24 protein-coding genes are annotated in these 12,312 nt (G+C 39.6%); all 24 read left to right on the top strand.

All coding sequences use genetic code 11. The features are described from left to right. Window positions 1-23: 23 nt before the first annotated feature. Genes tuf through H529_RS0107475 form a run of 24 tightly spaced genes read left to right on the top strand, consistent with a single transcriptional unit; the run spans window position 24 to window position 12,312 of the window. Window positions 24-1,223: an elongation factor Tu gene (gene tuf / locus H529_RS0107360; RefSeq protein WP_022855495.1), complete on the top strand. Its 1,200-nt coding sequence runs from the start codon at window positions 24-26 to the stop codon at window positions 1,221-1,223. Window positions 1,224-1,246: 23 nt separating this feature from the next. Further along, entirely contained in the window at window positions 1,247-1,555 is a 309-nt protein-coding gene (gene rpsJ, locus H529_RS0107365; RefSeq protein ID WP_028841344.1) for a 30S ribosomal protein S10, read from the top strand. A gap of 14 nt (window positions 1,556-1,569) precedes the next feature. Then, window positions 1,570-2,205: a 50S ribosomal protein L3 gene (rplC, locus tag H529_RS0107370; protein ID WP_022855880.1), complete on the top strand. Its 636-nt coding sequence runs from the start codon at window positions 1,570-1,572 to the stop codon at window positions 2,203-2,205. 14 nt (window positions 2,206-2,219) lie between these two features. Next, the gene (gene rplD / locus H529_RS0107375) at window positions 2,220-2,852 is read left to right on the top strand and encodes a 50S ribosomal protein L4 (RefSeq protein WP_022855881.1); all 633 of its coding nucleotides are present in this window, start codon (window positions 2,220-2,222) and stop codon (window positions 2,850-2,852) included. A gap of 3 nt (window positions 2,853-2,855) precedes the next feature. After that, on the top strand, window positions 2,856-3,146 hold the full coding sequence (rplW, locus tag H529_RS0107380; RefSeq protein WP_022855882.1) for a 50S ribosomal protein L23: 291 nt from the start codon (window positions 2,856-2,858) through the stop codon (window positions 3,144-3,146). 13 nt (window positions 3,147-3,159) lie between these two features. After that, complete coding sequence (gene rplB / locus H529_RS0107385) at window positions 3,160-3,981, top strand: 50S ribosomal protein L2 (RefSeq protein ID WP_022855883.1); 822 nt, start codon at window positions 3,160-3,162, stop codon at window positions 3,979-3,981. A 22-nt stretch (window positions 3,982-4,003) separates the two neighbouring features. After that, window positions 4,004-4,294, top strand: a complete 291-nt coding sequence (gene rpsS, locus H529_RS0107390; RefSeq protein ID WP_022855884.1) for a 30S ribosomal protein S19 — start codon at window positions 4,004-4,006, stop codon at window positions 4,292-4,294. Between the two features lie 14 nt (window positions 4,295-4,308). Continuing rightward, window positions 4,309-4,665, top strand: coding sequence for a 50S ribosomal protein L22 (gene rplV / locus H529_RS0107395; protein ID WP_022855885.1), 357 nt, complete (start codon window positions 4,309-4,311; stop codon window positions 4,663-4,665). A 3-nt stretch (window positions 4,666-4,668) separates the two neighbouring features. Continuing rightward, window positions 4,669-5,331, top strand: a complete 663-nt coding sequence (gene rpsC / locus H529_RS0107400) for a 30S ribosomal protein S3 (RefSeq protein WP_022855886.1) — start codon at window positions 4,669-4,671, stop codon at window positions 5,329-5,331. A 26-nt stretch (window positions 5,332-5,357) separates the two neighbouring features. Beyond that, entirely contained in the window at window positions 5,358-5,771 is a 414-nt protein-coding gene (gene rplP, locus H529_RS0107405) for a 50S ribosomal protein L16 (protein WP_028843122.1), read from the top strand. Continuing rightward, window positions 5,771-5,968 (top strand): 50S ribosomal protein L29, encoded by a 198-nt coding sequence (rpmC, locus tag H529_RS0107410; RefSeq protein WP_022855888.1) that lies wholly within the window; start codon window positions 5,771-5,773, stop codon window positions 5,966-5,968. Before rplP ends, rpmC begins: the two co-directional genes overlap by 1 nt. Window positions 5,969-5,981: 13 nt before the next feature. Next, on the top strand, window positions 5,982-6,266 hold the full coding sequence (gene rpsQ / locus H529_RS0107415; protein WP_022855889.1) for a 30S ribosomal protein S17: 285 nt from the start codon (window positions 5,982-5,984) through the stop codon (window positions 6,264-6,266). Window positions 6,267-6,268: 2 nt separating this feature from the next. Then, on the top strand, window positions 6,269-6,637 hold the full coding sequence (gene rplN / locus H529_RS0107420) for a 50S ribosomal protein L14 (protein ID WP_022855890.1): 369 nt from the start codon (window positions 6,269-6,271) through the stop codon (window positions 6,635-6,637). A 13-nt stretch (window positions 6,638-6,650) separates the two neighbouring features. Next, on the top strand, window positions 6,651-7,019 hold the full coding sequence (gene rplX, locus H529_RS0107425; RefSeq protein WP_022855891.1) for a 50S ribosomal protein L24: 369 nt from the start codon (window positions 6,651-6,653) through the stop codon (window positions 7,017-7,019). Window positions 7,020-7,022: 3 nt separating this feature from the next. Next, window positions 7,023-7,562, top strand: coding sequence for a 50S ribosomal protein L5 (gene rplE, locus H529_RS0107430; RefSeq protein WP_022855892.1), 540 nt, complete (start codon window positions 7,023-7,025; stop codon window positions 7,560-7,562). A 6-nt stretch (window positions 7,563-7,568) separates the two neighbouring features. Next, window positions 7,569-7,754, top strand: coding sequence for a type Z 30S ribosomal protein S14 (locus tag H529_RS0107435; RefSeq protein ID WP_022855893.1), 186 nt, complete (start codon window positions 7,569-7,571; stop codon window positions 7,752-7,754). A 14-nt stretch (window positions 7,755-7,768) separates the two neighbouring features. Continuing rightward, a complete protein-coding gene (rpsH, locus tag H529_RS0107440; protein ID WP_028841354.1) occupies window positions 7,769-8,164 on the top strand; it encodes a 30S ribosomal protein S8 in 396 nt (131 codons plus the stop codon). A 14-nt stretch (window positions 8,165-8,178) separates the two neighbouring features. Next, on the top strand, window positions 8,179-8,757 hold the full coding sequence (gene rplF, locus H529_RS0107445; RefSeq protein ID WP_022855895.1) for a 50S ribosomal protein L6: 579 nt from the start codon (window positions 8,179-8,181) through the stop codon (window positions 8,755-8,757). Between the two features lie 31 nt (window positions 8,758-8,788). Beyond that, window positions 8,789-9,169, top strand: coding sequence for a 50S ribosomal protein L18 (rplR, locus tag H529_RS0107450; protein WP_028843123.1), 381 nt, complete (start codon window positions 8,789-8,791; stop codon window positions 9,167-9,169). Between the two features lie 14 nt (window positions 9,170-9,183). Next, on the top strand, window positions 9,184-9,687 hold the full coding sequence (gene rpsE / locus H529_RS0107455; protein ID WP_022855897.1) for a 30S ribosomal protein S5: 504 nt from the start codon (window positions 9,184-9,186) through the stop codon (window positions 9,685-9,687). Then, window positions 9,684-9,869, top strand: coding sequence for a 50S ribosomal protein L30 (gene rpmD / locus H529_RS0107460; protein WP_022855898.1), 186 nt, complete (start codon window positions 9,684-9,686; stop codon window positions 9,867-9,869). The genes rpsE and rpmD overlap by 4 nt, the downstream gene beginning before the upstream one ends. A gap of 4 nt (window positions 9,870-9,873) precedes the next feature. Further along, window positions 9,874-10,323 carry a 50S ribosomal protein L15 gene (gene rplO, locus H529_RS0107465; protein WP_028843124.1) on the top strand — a complete coding sequence of 150 codons (450 nt, stop codon included), beginning with the start codon at window positions 9,874-9,876 and terminating at the stop codon, window positions 10,321-10,323. Between the two features lie 19 nt (window positions 10,324-10,342). Continuing rightward, a complete protein-coding gene (gene secY / locus H529_RS0107470) occupies window positions 10,343-11,653 on the top strand; it encodes a preprotein translocase subunit SecY (RefSeq protein WP_022855900.1) in 1,311 nt (436 codons plus the stop codon). A gap of 11 nt (window positions 11,654-11,664) precedes the next feature. Beyond that, window positions 11,665-12,312 carry an adenylate kinase gene (locus H529_RS0107475; protein WP_022855901.1) on the top strand — a complete coding sequence of 216 codons (648 nt, stop codon included), beginning with the start codon at window positions 11,665-11,667 and terminating at the stop codon, window positions 12,310-12,312.

Raw genomic sequence — 12,312 nt, forward strand, 5'->3', positions numbered from 1 at the left:
TTTTAGGATAGGAGGAAGGGAAGATGGCCAAGCAAAAGTTTGAGAGGAAGAAGCCGCATTTAAACGTGGGGACGATTGGGCACATAGACCATGGTAAGACCACATTAACCAGTGCGATGACGAGGGTATTGTCTACGAAGGGTTATGCGCAGTGGATTCCATTTGACAACATAGACAAGGCACCTGAGGAGAAGGCAAGGGGGATAACGATTCAGCTTGCCCATGTTGAGTATGAGAGTGACAGGAGGCACTATGCACATATAGACTGTCCTGGGCATGCTGACTACATAAAGAACATGATAACTGGTGCGGCGCAGATGGATGGATCTATATTGGTGGTTGCGGCAACAGATGGTCCTATGCCACAGACGAGGGAGCATGTGTTGCTTGCGAGGCAGGTTAACGTACCTGCGATAGTGGTGTTTATGAACAAGGTGGACATGGTAGATGATCCAGAGTTATTGGATTTGGTGGAGTTAGAGGTTAGGGAGTTGCTTAGCAAGTATGGATTTCCAGGGGATGATGTGCCGGTGATTAGGGGTAGTGCGTTGAAGGCTCTTGAGTGTGGATGTGGTAAGGAGGAATGTGAGTGGTGTGGTAGGATATGGGAGTTGATCAAGGCGATGGATGATTATATACCTGAGCCTGTTAGGGATATAGACAAGCCGTTTTTGATGCCAGTTGAGGACGTATTTAGCATATCTGGAAGGGGAACGGTGGTAACAGGGAAGGTAGAGAGGGGAGTGCTTAAGCCTGGGGAGGAGATTGAGATAGTAGGGCTTAGGCCTACGGTGAAGACGGTGGCAACGAGTTTGGAGATGTTTAGGAAGATATTGGACGAGGCATTACCTGGTGACAACGTAGGGGTGTTGTTGAGGGGTATAGGGAAGGATGAGGTAGAGAGGGGACAGGTGTTGGCAAAGCCTGGTAGTATTAAGCCTTATACAAAGTTTAAGGCAGAGGTGTATGTGTTGAAGAAGGAGGAGGGAGGAAGGCATACACCGTTTTTTAACGGGTACAGGCCACAGTTTTATTTTAGGACAACGGATGTGACAGGAGTGGTTAAGTTACCAGATGGGGTTGAGATGGTGATGCCAGGTGACAATGTGGAGTTAGAGGTTGAGTTGATCAAGCCTGTTGCGTTGGAAGAGGGTTTGAGGTTTGCGATTAGAGAAGGTGGAAGGACAGTTGGTGCTGGCGTAGTAACTAAAATAATAGAATAAGGGAGTGTGAGGTTTAGAAGATGATACCCACACAGAAGATAAGAATAAAATTAAAAAGTTTTGATTACAGAGTTTTGGATAAGTCTGTGGCTAACATAGTATCTACAGCCAAGGAGACAGGGGCTAAAGTGGTAGGTCCTATACCGTTACCTACTAAAATAAGTAGATGGACTGTGTTGAGGTCTCCACACATCGATAAAAATTCTCGAGAACAGTTTGAGATGAGAATACATAAAAGGCTTATCGAGATTTTAGAGCCCACACAGCAAACCATCGATGCGTTGATGCAGTTGGAGTTACCTGCTGGTGTGGAAGTTGAAATAAAGGTGTAAGGGGAGTGTTAGCCATGAAGGTTGAAGGCTTGATAGGCAAAAAATTAGGAATGACAAGAGTTTTTGATGCCGACGGTAATGTGGTGCCTGTGACGGTAATTCAGGTGGGGCCTTGCGCAGTAGTTCAGGTTAAAACAGAAGAGAAGGATGGTTATAACGCAGTCCAGTTAGGGTTTGACCCTAAAAAATTAACTAAGTTTACCTTGCCTATGATAGGACATTTTTTGAAAGCTGGTTTAGATACAGGTTTTTATCTTTTGAAGGAATTTAAAGTTGAAAATCCCCAAGAGTTTATGCCTGGGCAGGTTTTAACCTTGTCTGATTTGGGTTTGGAGAAGGGTATAAAGGTAGATTTGGTTGGGATTACTAAGGGAAGAGGTTTTACCGGAACGATAAAGAGATGGAATTTTCAACGTCAACCCATGAGTCATGGTGCCAAAAAGGTTCATCGTAAAAGAGGTTCAAGTGGTGCTAACACTTTCCCAGGAAGGGTAATTAAAGGGACAAAGATGGCAGGTCATTATGGAGTTGAAAGAGTTACGATAAAAAACCTTACCGTAGTTGATATAGACCCTGAAAAAAACCTCCTTTTAGTAAAGGGTGGTGTTCCTGGATGGAACAATGGATATGTAATGGTTTATTTTAAATAAAGGGGAGTTAAGAGATGGAGGCTATAAAAGCTAAAGTAATCGACGCCAGTGCTAAGATAATAGGAGAGATGGATCTGCCTCTTGATATTTATGGTGTCTATCCTAAGGAAGGTATTTTGCATGAGATAGTTAGATGGCAAATGGCGAGATGGAGGGCTGGCACAGCTTGTACCAAGACAAGGGGAGAGGTAAGAGGAGGAGGAAGGAAACCTTGGCCTCAAAAACATACCGGAAGGGCACGTCAAGGTTCTATCAGAGCTCCTCAATGGGTTGGTGGTGGTGTAGTCCATGGTCCTAAGCCAAGAAGTTATGAATTTAAATTAAATAAAAAGGTTAGAAGATTAGGGTTAAAAATGGCTCTTTCTTCAAGGGCTTTGACAAATAAAATCTTTGTAGCAGAAGGTTTCCCTGTGGCTGAACAACCCAAAACCAAGCTTCTTAAGTCTTATTTAGAGACGTTAGGGATCAATGAGGCGCTTATCATAGTTCCTGAAAGAAATTTAACTTTAGAAAAAAGTGCTTCTAATCTTCCTAAAGTTAAGGTATTGGCTGTTGAAGGATTAAACGTTTATGATATCTTAAATCACGAAAACTTAATAGTTTCTAAGGAAGCCTTAGAAAAAATAGAGGAACGTTTAAGGAGATAGAAGATGAAAGACCCAAGAAAGGTTATCTTAGCTCCTATCATTAACGAAAAGTCTATGCTTTTAAAGGAAAAAAATAATCAGGTTTCTTTTTGGGTAGACCCAGCGGCTAATAAGATAGAAATCAAGCAGGCAGTAGAAAAACTGTTTGATGTAAAGGTAGTAGACGTGCAAACGATAAGGGTAAAAGGAAAACCTAAGGGTGGATACAGAAATCCTGGAAAAACATCGTTAAGAAAAAAGGCCATAGTCAGGCTTCAGCCTGGGCAGACGATAGAATTTTTTGAAACCATATAAGAGGTGATAAGAGATGCCTATAAAGAAGTGTAAGCCTACCTCTCCTGGTAGAAGGTTTCAAACCTATTTGGTTAACCCAGAACTTACCAAAAAAGAGCCAGAAAAATCTTTAGTTGAGCCTTTAAAGAAGTCAGGTGGGAGAAACAATTATGGAAGGGTTACCATAAGGTTTAGAGGAGGAGGGCATAAAAGGCTTTATCGTATCATAGATTTTAAAAGGGATAAGGATAATGTACCAGCTAAGGTGGTTGCTTTAGAGTATGATCCTAATAGGTCTGCTAATATAGCTTTGTTGCAGTATGCAGACGGAGAAAAGAGATATATCATAGCACCTGTGGGTCTTAAAGTAGGTGATGTGGTGATGTCTGGAGATAGTGTAGAGATTAAGGTAGGGAATGCTTTATTTCTTAAAAACATTCCTGTAGGTACTATGGTGCATAATGTAGAACTTAGGCCTAAAAAAGGCGGGCAATTAGCTAGAAGTGCTGGATCTTTTGCTCAAGTTCTTGGAAAAGAAGGTGATTATGTGATTTTAAGGTTGCCCTCTGGTGAGATAAGAAAAGTCCATGGGAATTGCAAGGCTACCATCGGTCAAGTAGGGAATCTTGAATGGGAAAACGTGATGCTTGGTAAGGCAGGAAGGTTGAGATGGCTTGGTAGAAAGCCTCATGTACGTGGTATAGCCATGAATCCTGTAGATCATCCTCTTGGTGGTGGAGAAGGAAGGTCTCATGGTGGAAGACATCCTTGTTCTCCTTGGGGATGGTTATGTAAAGGTCGTAAGACCCGTAAGAAAAAGGCATCTGATAAGTTTATACTTAGAAGAAAGGGTTAATTAGTTAGGAGGTGCTTTAAAAATGCCAAGGTCTAAGAAAAAAGGTCCTTTTGTGGACGACCATTTATTAAAAAAGGTTTTGGCAGCAAGAGAAACAGGAGATAAAAAACCTATAAAGACTTGGAGTAGAAGGTCTACTATCGTTCCTGAAATGGTAGGGTTGACCTTTGCGGTTCATAATGGACATAAGTTTATACCGGTTTATGTAACGGAAAACATGGTTGGACATAAGTTGGGTGAGTTTGCTCCTACCAGAACCTATAAAGGACATCCTGCAGATAAGGGAAAAGTAAAAGGAGTAAAGAAGAAATAAAAAGGAGATAGGATATGAAGGCTCGAGCTACTGCGAAATATGTTTTGATTTCTCCTTATAAGGCAAGGTTGGTAGTAGATTTAATAAGAGGAAAAAAGATAGATGAGGCTCTAAACATTTTAGCCTTTACCCCCAAAAAAGCAGCAAGAATTGTTAAGAAAGTTTTGGAGAGTGCTATAGCTAATGCAGAAAACAACTACGGTATGGATGTGGATAAACTTTATGTGGCAGAGGCCTACGTAAATGAAGGTCCTCGTCTTAAAAGGATTTGGCCAAGGGCATGGGGGAGGGCAAGTAGGATCTTAAGAAGGATGAGCCATATTACGGTGGTGGTAGAAGAAAAAGAAGAAAAAAGTAAAAAGAGGAGGTAAGCCTTGGGGCAGAAAGTTAATCCTATTGGGTTGAGAATCGGTATTACCAGAACTTGGGATTCTCGTTGGGTTGCTAAACCTTCAGAATTTCCTAAATACGTATATGAGGATTATTTGATAAGAAAATTTTTGAAAGAGAAATACTTTCATGCTGGGATATCTAAGATTGATATAGAGAGGGCAGCTAACAAGGTTAGGGTGATTATCTATTCGGCTCGTCCAGGAATAGTGATAGGTAAGAAAGGCGCTGAGATAGAAAAGATAAAAAATGAGTTAGGTAAGTTGATCAAGGAAAGAGAGTTTGAAGTTTTGGTGAACGAGGTTAGGAGACCAGAGCTTGAGGCCCAGTTAGTAGCAGAAAACATAGCTACCCAAATAGAAAGAAGGGTTTCTTTTAGAAGGGCGATGAAAAGAGCTGTTTCTTTGGTGATGCGTTTTGGGGCTCAAGGGGTTAAGGTTCAGTGTTCTGGAAGACTTGGAGGTGCTGAAATAGCGAGGAGTGAATGGTATAGGGTTGGAAGAGTTCCTCTTTCTACTTTAAGGGCTGACATAGACTACGGTTTTGCTACCGCAGTAACTAAATATGGAAGTATAGGGGTAAAGGTTTGGATTTTTAAAGGAGAAGTTTTACCTGAAAAAGAAGGGCAGGAAAGGTTAGTTATCTAAAAAAAATATAGGGGTGAGAAGACATGTTGCTCCAACCTAAAAAAACTAAATACAGGAAGCAACAAAAAGGAAGGGTTAGAGGAAAAGCCACCAGTGGGCATACGGTTGAGTTTGGAGAATATGGGTTAAAGGTTCTTGAAGGTGGTTGGTTGACTGCAAGACAGATAGAGGCAGGCCGTGTAGCTATAGTCAGGGTAGCAAAAAAGGGAGCTAAGGTTTGGATCAGGGTTTTTCCAGACAAACCGATTACCAAAAAACCTGCAGAAACCCGTATGGGAAAGGGTAAAGGAGCTGTGGAAGAGTGGGTAGCTGTAGTTAAGCCAGGTAAGGTTATCTATGAGATTGCAGGTGTTCCCGAAGAGGTGGCTAAAGAAGCTTTAAGAATGGCTGCCAGTAAGATGCCTTTTAAATGTAAAATAGTTAGTAGGGAGGAATTTTAATGAAGGCCCGTGATTTGAGGGAGTTGTCCATCCCTGAGTTAAAAGAAAAGTTGGCAAGTTTAAGAGAAGAGCTTTTTAATCTCAGGTTTCAGAAAACTATTTACAAACTTGAAAACCCTATGAGAATTAGGCAGGTTAAAAGAGATATTGCTAAAGTTTTGACAGTTATAAGAGAAAAAGAACTTAACATACGATAGGGTGAGGATGGATATGAGTGGAAAAAAAAGTTTTATAGGGACAGTAGTTAGTGATAAGATGGATAAGACTGTAGTGGTGATGGTAGAAACTTTGGTAAAACATCCTCTTTACGGAAAATACATCAAAAGAAGAAAAAAATATATGGCTCACGATGAAAATAACGAATGTAAGATAGGTGATAAGGTTTTGATCGAAGAGACAAGGCCCCTTTCTCGTAGAAAAAGATGGAGGGTAAGAGAGATCATAGAGAAGGCCAAAGTGTTAGAGGTTAAAGAGGATTTAGAAGGGGGTGAATAAGAATGATTCAGCAGCAGACTTATTTAAACGTAGCTGATAATTCTGGGGCTAAAAAGATAATGTGTATAAGGGTTTTAGGTGGTTCTCACAGGAAGTATGGAAGTGTAGGGGATATAATAGTTGCTTCAGTAAAAGAAGCTATTCCTAATTCAAAAGTAAAAGAGGGAGATGTAGTTAAAGCTGTGATTGTTAGAACAAAAAAAGAAGTTGCAAGACCAGACGGAACTCACATAAGGTTTGACGAAAACGCAGCTGTTTTAATCAATCAGTATAAAGAGCCGATAGGGACTCGTATTTTTGGACCTGTAGCCAGAGAACTTAGGGCTAAAGGTTTTATGAAAATCATTTCTTTAGCCCCTGAAGTTATATAAAAGGAGTTTGACCATGATAAAGCGCGGGATAAATAAAAAAGCACCTAAACCTCATGAAGTTAAATTACATGTAAGAAAAAACGATATGGTAGTTGTTATAGCAGGTAAGGATAAAGGAAAGATAGGGAAAGTTTTAAAGGTATTCCCGAGGAAAGGAAGGGCTGTGGTTGAAGGGGTGAATTTAGTTAAGAGACATATGAAGCCTACTCCTTACAGCAGTGGGGGCATAGTTGAAAAACCAGCACCTGTACATATTTCTAACTTGATGGTTTATTGTCCTAAATGTAAAAAGGGTGTAAAGATAGGTCGAAAGTTTTTAGAGGATGGAACCAAGGTTAGGTTTTGTAAAAAATGTGGAGAAATCATCGAGGTGAAGGAGTAAGACATGAGCTGGTTAAAAGATTATTACAAAAATGAAGTGATTGCAAGATTAAGAGAGAGATTTGGTTATAAAAACATACATCAGGTACCTAAATTAGAGAAAATAAGTGTTAATATGGGGTTAAACGAGGCGGTGGCAAACCCTAAGATTATAGACCAGGCTATGGTAGAGTTAGCTCAACTTACTGGGCAAAAGCCCAAGGTATGTAAGGCGAGGAAATCGATAGCAGGGTTTAAGTTAAGAAAAGGTATGCCTATCGGGGTGATGGTAACCCTGAGAGGCGATAGAATGTACGATTTTCTCACCAGAGTTATAAACATTGCTTTGCCCAGGACCAAGGATTTCAAAGGTCTTTCTAAGTCTGGTTTTGATGGAAGAGGTAATTATACTTTTGGTATAAACGACCATACGATTTTCCCTGAGATTGACAGCAGTAAAGTAGACAAGATTAAAGGTTTAAGCATAACCATCGTTACCACAGCCAAAACTGATGAAGAGGCTTATGCTTTACTAAAAGAGTTAGGAATGCCATTTAGGGGGTAATTTTATATGCCAAGAAAAGCTCAAAGAGAAAAAGCAAAGAGGAAGCTCAAGTTTCAAGTTCGTCACAGAAATAGATGTTCTGTTTGTGGACGTGCCAGGGCGTATATAAGAAGGTTTGGGCTTTGCAGGATGTGTTTTAGAAAGTTGGCTTCAGAGGCTAAAATCCCTGGGGTTAGGAAAGCTAGCTGGTAAGGAGGAAAAGAGGTATGATGACAGACCCTATAGCAGATATGCTAACCAGGATAAAAAATGCTCTTCAGAGCAGGCAAAAAACGGTAGTTGTCCCGTCTTCTAAAATCAAGCTTGCAATCTTGAAAATATTGAAAGAAGAGGGATATATAGAGGATTTTATCTATCATGATGAAAAACCTCAGGGCAAGATAGAGATCGTCTTAAAGTATGATGAGTTGAAGAGACCGGTTATTTCTGGTATAAAGAGGGTAAGCAAACCAGGAAGAAGAATATATAGAGGATATAAAGATTTACCCAGAGTTTTGGACGGGCTTGGGATTGCTATAGTTTCAACCTCTCAAGGTATCATGACAGATCATCAGGCAAGACGCCTTAAGGTAGGCGGTGAAGTTATTTGTGAAATTTGGTAAAGGGGTGACTGGTTATGGGAGAAGTTTCTCGTGTAGGAAGAAAACCAATAAAAATTCCCAATGGAGTAAAGTTTTATTTAAAAGAAGACGGTTTTATGGTAGCTGAAGGACCTAAAGGGAGGCTTGAAAAAAAGCTTCCTCCATTGGTTAAGGTAGTGGTAGAAGGAGACACGATTATAGTGCAGCAAGATGAGGTAAGAAAAAAATTAAAAAACAAGGCCAAAGCTTTTCAAGGTTTAACCAGGGCTTTGATAAACAACATGGTAACAGGGGTTACTCAAGGTTTTCAAAGAGCTTTAGATATCGTAGGTTTAGGATATAAAGCTGAGGTAAAGGGAGACGAGATAGTTTTTAGTTTGGGATATTCTCATCCGATAAATTTTAAACTTCCCAAAGGTATTACAGCTAAGGCAGAAAGAGGTACAGGAGAAGTACAGGTTAGGTTAACTTTAGAAGGCATAGATAAAGAGTTGTTAGGTCAAGTAGCTGCAAACATTAGAAAGTTAAGACCACCTGAGCCATATAAAGGAAAAGGTATCAGGTATGCTGATGAGGTTATTTACAGAAAGGCTGGTAAATCTGGTAAAAAGTAAAACCTTTAGGGAGAGGTAATCCATGGCAGAGTTGAGAAAAAGAGAAAAAAAGGTTGAGGCAAGGTTAAAAAGAAAAAAAAGGGTAAGAAAAAAAGTCTTTGGTACTCCTGAAAGACCGAGACTTAGTGTATATAAAAGTTTAAATCATATTTATGCCCAAATCATAGATGATGTTACAGGACATACTTTGGTAGCAGCTTCTTCTCTTTCTCCAGAGATAAGGGAAAAAATCGCTGAGTTTAGATCTAAGGGTGGAAAGATAGAAGTAGCTAAAGCGGTAGGAGAGCTTATAGCCAAAAAGGCTTTAGAAAAAGGGATTACCAAGGTGGTTTTTGACAGAGGTGGTTTTAAATACCACGGAAGAATTAAAGCCCTTGCTGATGCAGCCAGAGCTGCAGGTTTACAATTCTAAAAGGAGGGAAGGCTTTGGTTAGAGGCACTGAAGAATTTGTAGAAAAAATAATACAAATAAGTCGAGTTACTAAGGTAACCAAAGGTGGTAAAAGACTTAGGTTTTCCGCTTTGGTGATAGTTGGAGACGGAAAAGGTAGGGTAGGCTATGGGTTAGGAAAGGCTCCTGAGGTGCCTGATGCTATAAGGAAAGCCATAGAAAAAGCCAAGAAAAGTTTGATTCAAGTGCCTATCATAGGAGGAACTATACCCCATTCTATCACAACCAAGTTTGGGGCAAGTACCATTCTTTTAAAACCTGCTAAACCAGGTACAGGAGTTATCGCAGGTGGTACGGTGCGTGCTATCATGGATGCAGTAGGCATTACAGATGTGGTTACTAAATGTATAGGAAGTAGTAATCCTCATAATTTGGTTAAGGCTACTTTTAGGGCACTTTCACAGCTTCAAGGTTTAGATTATGTGGCTAAGAAAAGAGGAAAAACCTTTGAAGACCTAAAGAGGGAGATGAGGGTATGAAAAAGCTTAAGATAACTTTAGTTAGAAGTAGGTATGGGAGGACACCTAATCAAAGAGAAAACTTGAAAGGATTAGGTTTAAAAAAGATAGGTCAGACTGTTTTGAGAGAAGATACTCCCATGATAAGGGGTATGATAAAAAAAGTAAGCCATTTAGTTAAGGTGGAGGAAGTCGATGAATAAGGTTATAGACTTAGAAGAGTTAAAACCCTTTGCTGGTTCAAAACATAGAGAAAAAAGGGTGGGAAGAGGTCATGGTTCTGGTCATGGTAAGACCTCTTGTAAGGGACATAAAGGGCAGAAAGCTCGTAGAGGTTTAGACATTCATCCTTGGTTTGAAGGTGGTCAGACTTCTTTAATCAGAAGGGTTCCTAAGAGAGGTTTTAATAACGTATTCAAAAAAGAGTATGTAGTGGTAAACGTAAAAGATCTAGCAGAAAGGTTTGAGCCTAATGCAGTAGTAGATTTAGAGAGTTTACGATTAAAAGGATTGGTAAAAGGAAAAAATAAGTTGGTTAAACTTTTGGGTGAGGGAGAGATAGATAAGGCTTTGACAGTTAAAGTGCATGCGATTTCTAAAACCGCTAAAGAAAAGATTGAGAAGGCAGGCGGCAAGGTAGAGATAGTTAAGGCATAGTTTTTGGAGATAAGCGGTAGTGAACGGAAGAGAAAATCTTTTAAGTTTAGCTAATATTCCTGAGTTAAAAAGAAGACTTTTCTATCTTTTTTTAGGTTTAGCTATTTATAGATTTTCTATCCATATACCTACTCCAGGTATCGACGGAGAGGCATTTTTAAGTCTTTTTCAACAGGCAGGTGGGACTATCTTTGGTTTTATGGATATTTTTTCTGGAGGTGCTTTAAGAAGGTTTTCTATTTGTGCTCTTGGTGTGATGCCTTATATCAGTGCTTCGATCATCTTGCAACTTATGACTGTGGTTTATCCTACGATAAAAGAACTTTATAAAGAAGGCCCAGAAGGAAAAAGAAAGATAGCTTATTATACCAGGTATTTAACAGTTCTTATATGTTTGATACAAGGATTTGGTATAGCTATAGGTTTGGAACGAATGACAGCTCCTAACGGTGTTCCTATAGTTTCTGACCCAGGATGGACTTTTAGGATAGTTACCACTGTTAGTTTGACGGCTGGAACGATGTTTTTGGTATGGTTAGGTGAACAGATGACGGAGCATGGGATCGGGAATGGAATTTCTATGATAATATTTTCAGGTATTGTAGCCGGTATCTTCCCAGCTATCTCAAGGACGATAAAGTTCGTCCAAACAGGTGAGTTTTCAGTATTTTATCTTCTTTTAATTTTAGTGTTGTTAATAGGAATTTTGGCTTTTACTTGTTTTATGGAGATGTCTCAGAGAAGGATCCCTATCCATTATGCACGAAGACAGGTAGGAAGACAGGTAGTAGGTGGTCAAACAAGCTATTTACCTTTAAAAATAAACACCGCAGGGGTTATTCCTCCTATTTTTGCTTCAGCGATTTTAATGTTTCCTGCTACATTAGCCAGTTTTGTTCCTATTTCTGCGTTTAAACAGGCAAGTGACTTTTTAAGGCCTGGTGCTATCCTTTATGAGGCTATTTTTGCTGCATTGATTATCTTTTTTTGCTATTTTTATACTGCAGTGGTTTTTAATCCTAAAGAGGTGGCTGACAATCTTAAGAAATGGGGTGGTTTTATCCCAGGGATAAGGCCAGGTAAGGCTACTGAGGAATTTTTAGACAAGGTGCTTAACAGGATTACGTTTATAGGTGCTCTTTATGTAGCTTTTATTTGTGTTATTCCCAGTTTTTTTATTACCAAACTAAACCTGCCTTTTTATTTTGGAGGCACCTCCTTGCTGATCGTGGTAGGAGTAGCTTTAGATATTATGGGACAGATAGAGGCTCATCTTATTTCCAGGCAGTATGAGAGTTTTATCAAACAAAGCAAACTAAAAATTAAATAAGGGGGTGGGGTATGAACATAGTTTTCTTAGGACCACCAGGAGCGGGGAAGGGAACTCAGGCTAAGATTTTGGTAGAAAAGTATGGTATTCCTCAGATCTCTACAGGAGACATGTTGAGAGAACATGTAGCTAAAGGTACAGAGTTAGGGTTAAAAGCTAAGGAATATATGGAAAAAGGACAGCTTGTTCCTGATGAGGTTATCCTTGGGATGGTTAAAGAACGTCTTAGTCAACCTGACGCTCAAAAAGGATTTATTTTAGATGGATTTCCAAGAACAGTTGCTCAAGCTGAAGCCTTAGATAAAATGTTAGAAGAAATGGGGAGAAAGCTTGAAGTAGCTTTAGCTTTGATAGTACCTGATGAAGAGCTTGTCCTTAGGCTTACCGGCAGAAGAACTTGTAAAAATTGTGGAATGATGTATCATATAAAATTTAAACCTCCCAAAGTAGAAGGTAAATGTGACGCTTGTGGAGGAGAGCTTTATCAAAGAGCAGACGATAACGAAGAGACTGTAAGAAATAGGTTAAAGGTTTACCATGAATCTACAGCTCCCCTTATTGAGTATTATAAAGGTAAGGGTATTTTAGCTGAGATTGATGGAAGCAAGAGTATAGAAGAGATAACTCAACAAATTATAAATATTTTAGAAAAGAAATAA

The organism is Thermodesulfobacterium thermophilum DSM 1276 (genome assembly GCF_000421605.1).
GTDB lineage: Bacteria > Desulfobacterota > Thermodesulfobacteria > Thermodesulfobacteriales > Thermodesulfobacteriaceae > Thermodesulfobacterium > Thermodesulfobacterium thermophilum.

What these genes read in the sequence shown, in the direction of transcription:
- tuf (WP_022855495.1), top strand. Translation starts at nt 24, where the DNA reads ATGGCCAAGCAAAAGTTTGAGAGGAAGAAGCCGCATTTAAACGTGGGG.
- rplC (WP_022855880.1), top strand. Translation starts at nt 1,570, where the DNA reads ATGAAGGTTGAAGGCTTGATAGGCAAAAAATTAGGAATGACAAGAGTT.
- rplD (WP_022855881.1), top strand. Translation starts at nt 2,220, where the DNA reads ATGGAGGCTATAAAAGCTAAAGTAATCGACGCCAGTGCTAAGATAATA.
- rplW (WP_022855882.1), top strand. Translation starts at nt 2,856, where the DNA reads ATGAAAGACCCAAGAAAGGTTATCTTAGCTCCTATCATTAACGAAAAG.
- rplB (WP_022855883.1), top strand. Translation starts at nt 3,160, where the DNA reads ATGCCTATAAAGAAGTGTAAGCCTACCTCTCCTGGTAGAAGGTTTCAA.
- rpsS (WP_022855884.1), top strand. Translation starts at nt 4,004, where the DNA reads ATGCCAAGGTCTAAGAAAAAAGGTCCTTTTGTGGACGACCATTTATTA.
- rplV (WP_022855885.1), top strand. Translation starts at nt 4,309, where the DNA reads ATGAAGGCTCGAGCTACTGCGAAATATGTTTTGATTTCTCCTTATAAG.
- rpmC (WP_022855888.1), top strand. Translation starts at nt 5,771, where the DNA reads ATGAAGGCCCGTGATTTGAGGGAGTTGTCCATCCCTGAGTTAAAAGAA.
- rpsQ (WP_022855889.1), top strand. Translation starts at nt 5,982, where the DNA reads ATGAGTGGAAAAAAAAGTTTTATAGGGACAGTAGTTAGTGATAAGATG.
- rplN (WP_022855890.1), top strand. Translation starts at nt 6,269, where the DNA reads ATGATTCAGCAGCAGACTTATTTAAACGTAGCTGATAATTCTGGGGCT.
- rplX (WP_022855891.1), top strand. Translation starts at nt 6,651, where the DNA reads ATGATAAAGCGCGGGATAAATAAAAAAGCACCTAAACCTCATGAAGTT.
- rplE (WP_022855892.1), top strand. Translation starts at nt 7,023, where the DNA reads ATGAGCTGGTTAAAAGATTATTACAAAAATGAAGTGATTGCAAGATTA.
- H529_RS0107435 (WP_022855893.1), top strand. Translation starts at nt 7,569, where the DNA reads ATGCCAAGAAAAGCTCAAAGAGAAAAAGCAAAGAGGAAGCTCAAGTTT.
- rpsH (WP_028841354.1), top strand. Translation starts at nt 7,769, where the DNA reads ATGATGACAGACCCTATAGCAGATATGCTAACCAGGATAAAAAATGCT.
- rplF (WP_022855895.1), top strand. Translation starts at nt 8,179, where the DNA reads ATGGGAGAAGTTTCTCGTGTAGGAAGAAAACCAATAAAAATTCCCAAT.
- rpmD (WP_022855898.1), top strand. Translation starts at nt 9,684, where the DNA reads ATGAAAAAGCTTAAGATAACTTTAGTTAGAAGTAGGTATGGGAGGACA.
- H529_RS0107475 (WP_022855901.1), top strand. Translation starts at nt 11,665, where the DNA reads ATGAACATAGTTTTCTTAGGACCACCAGGAGCGGGGAAGGGAACTCAG.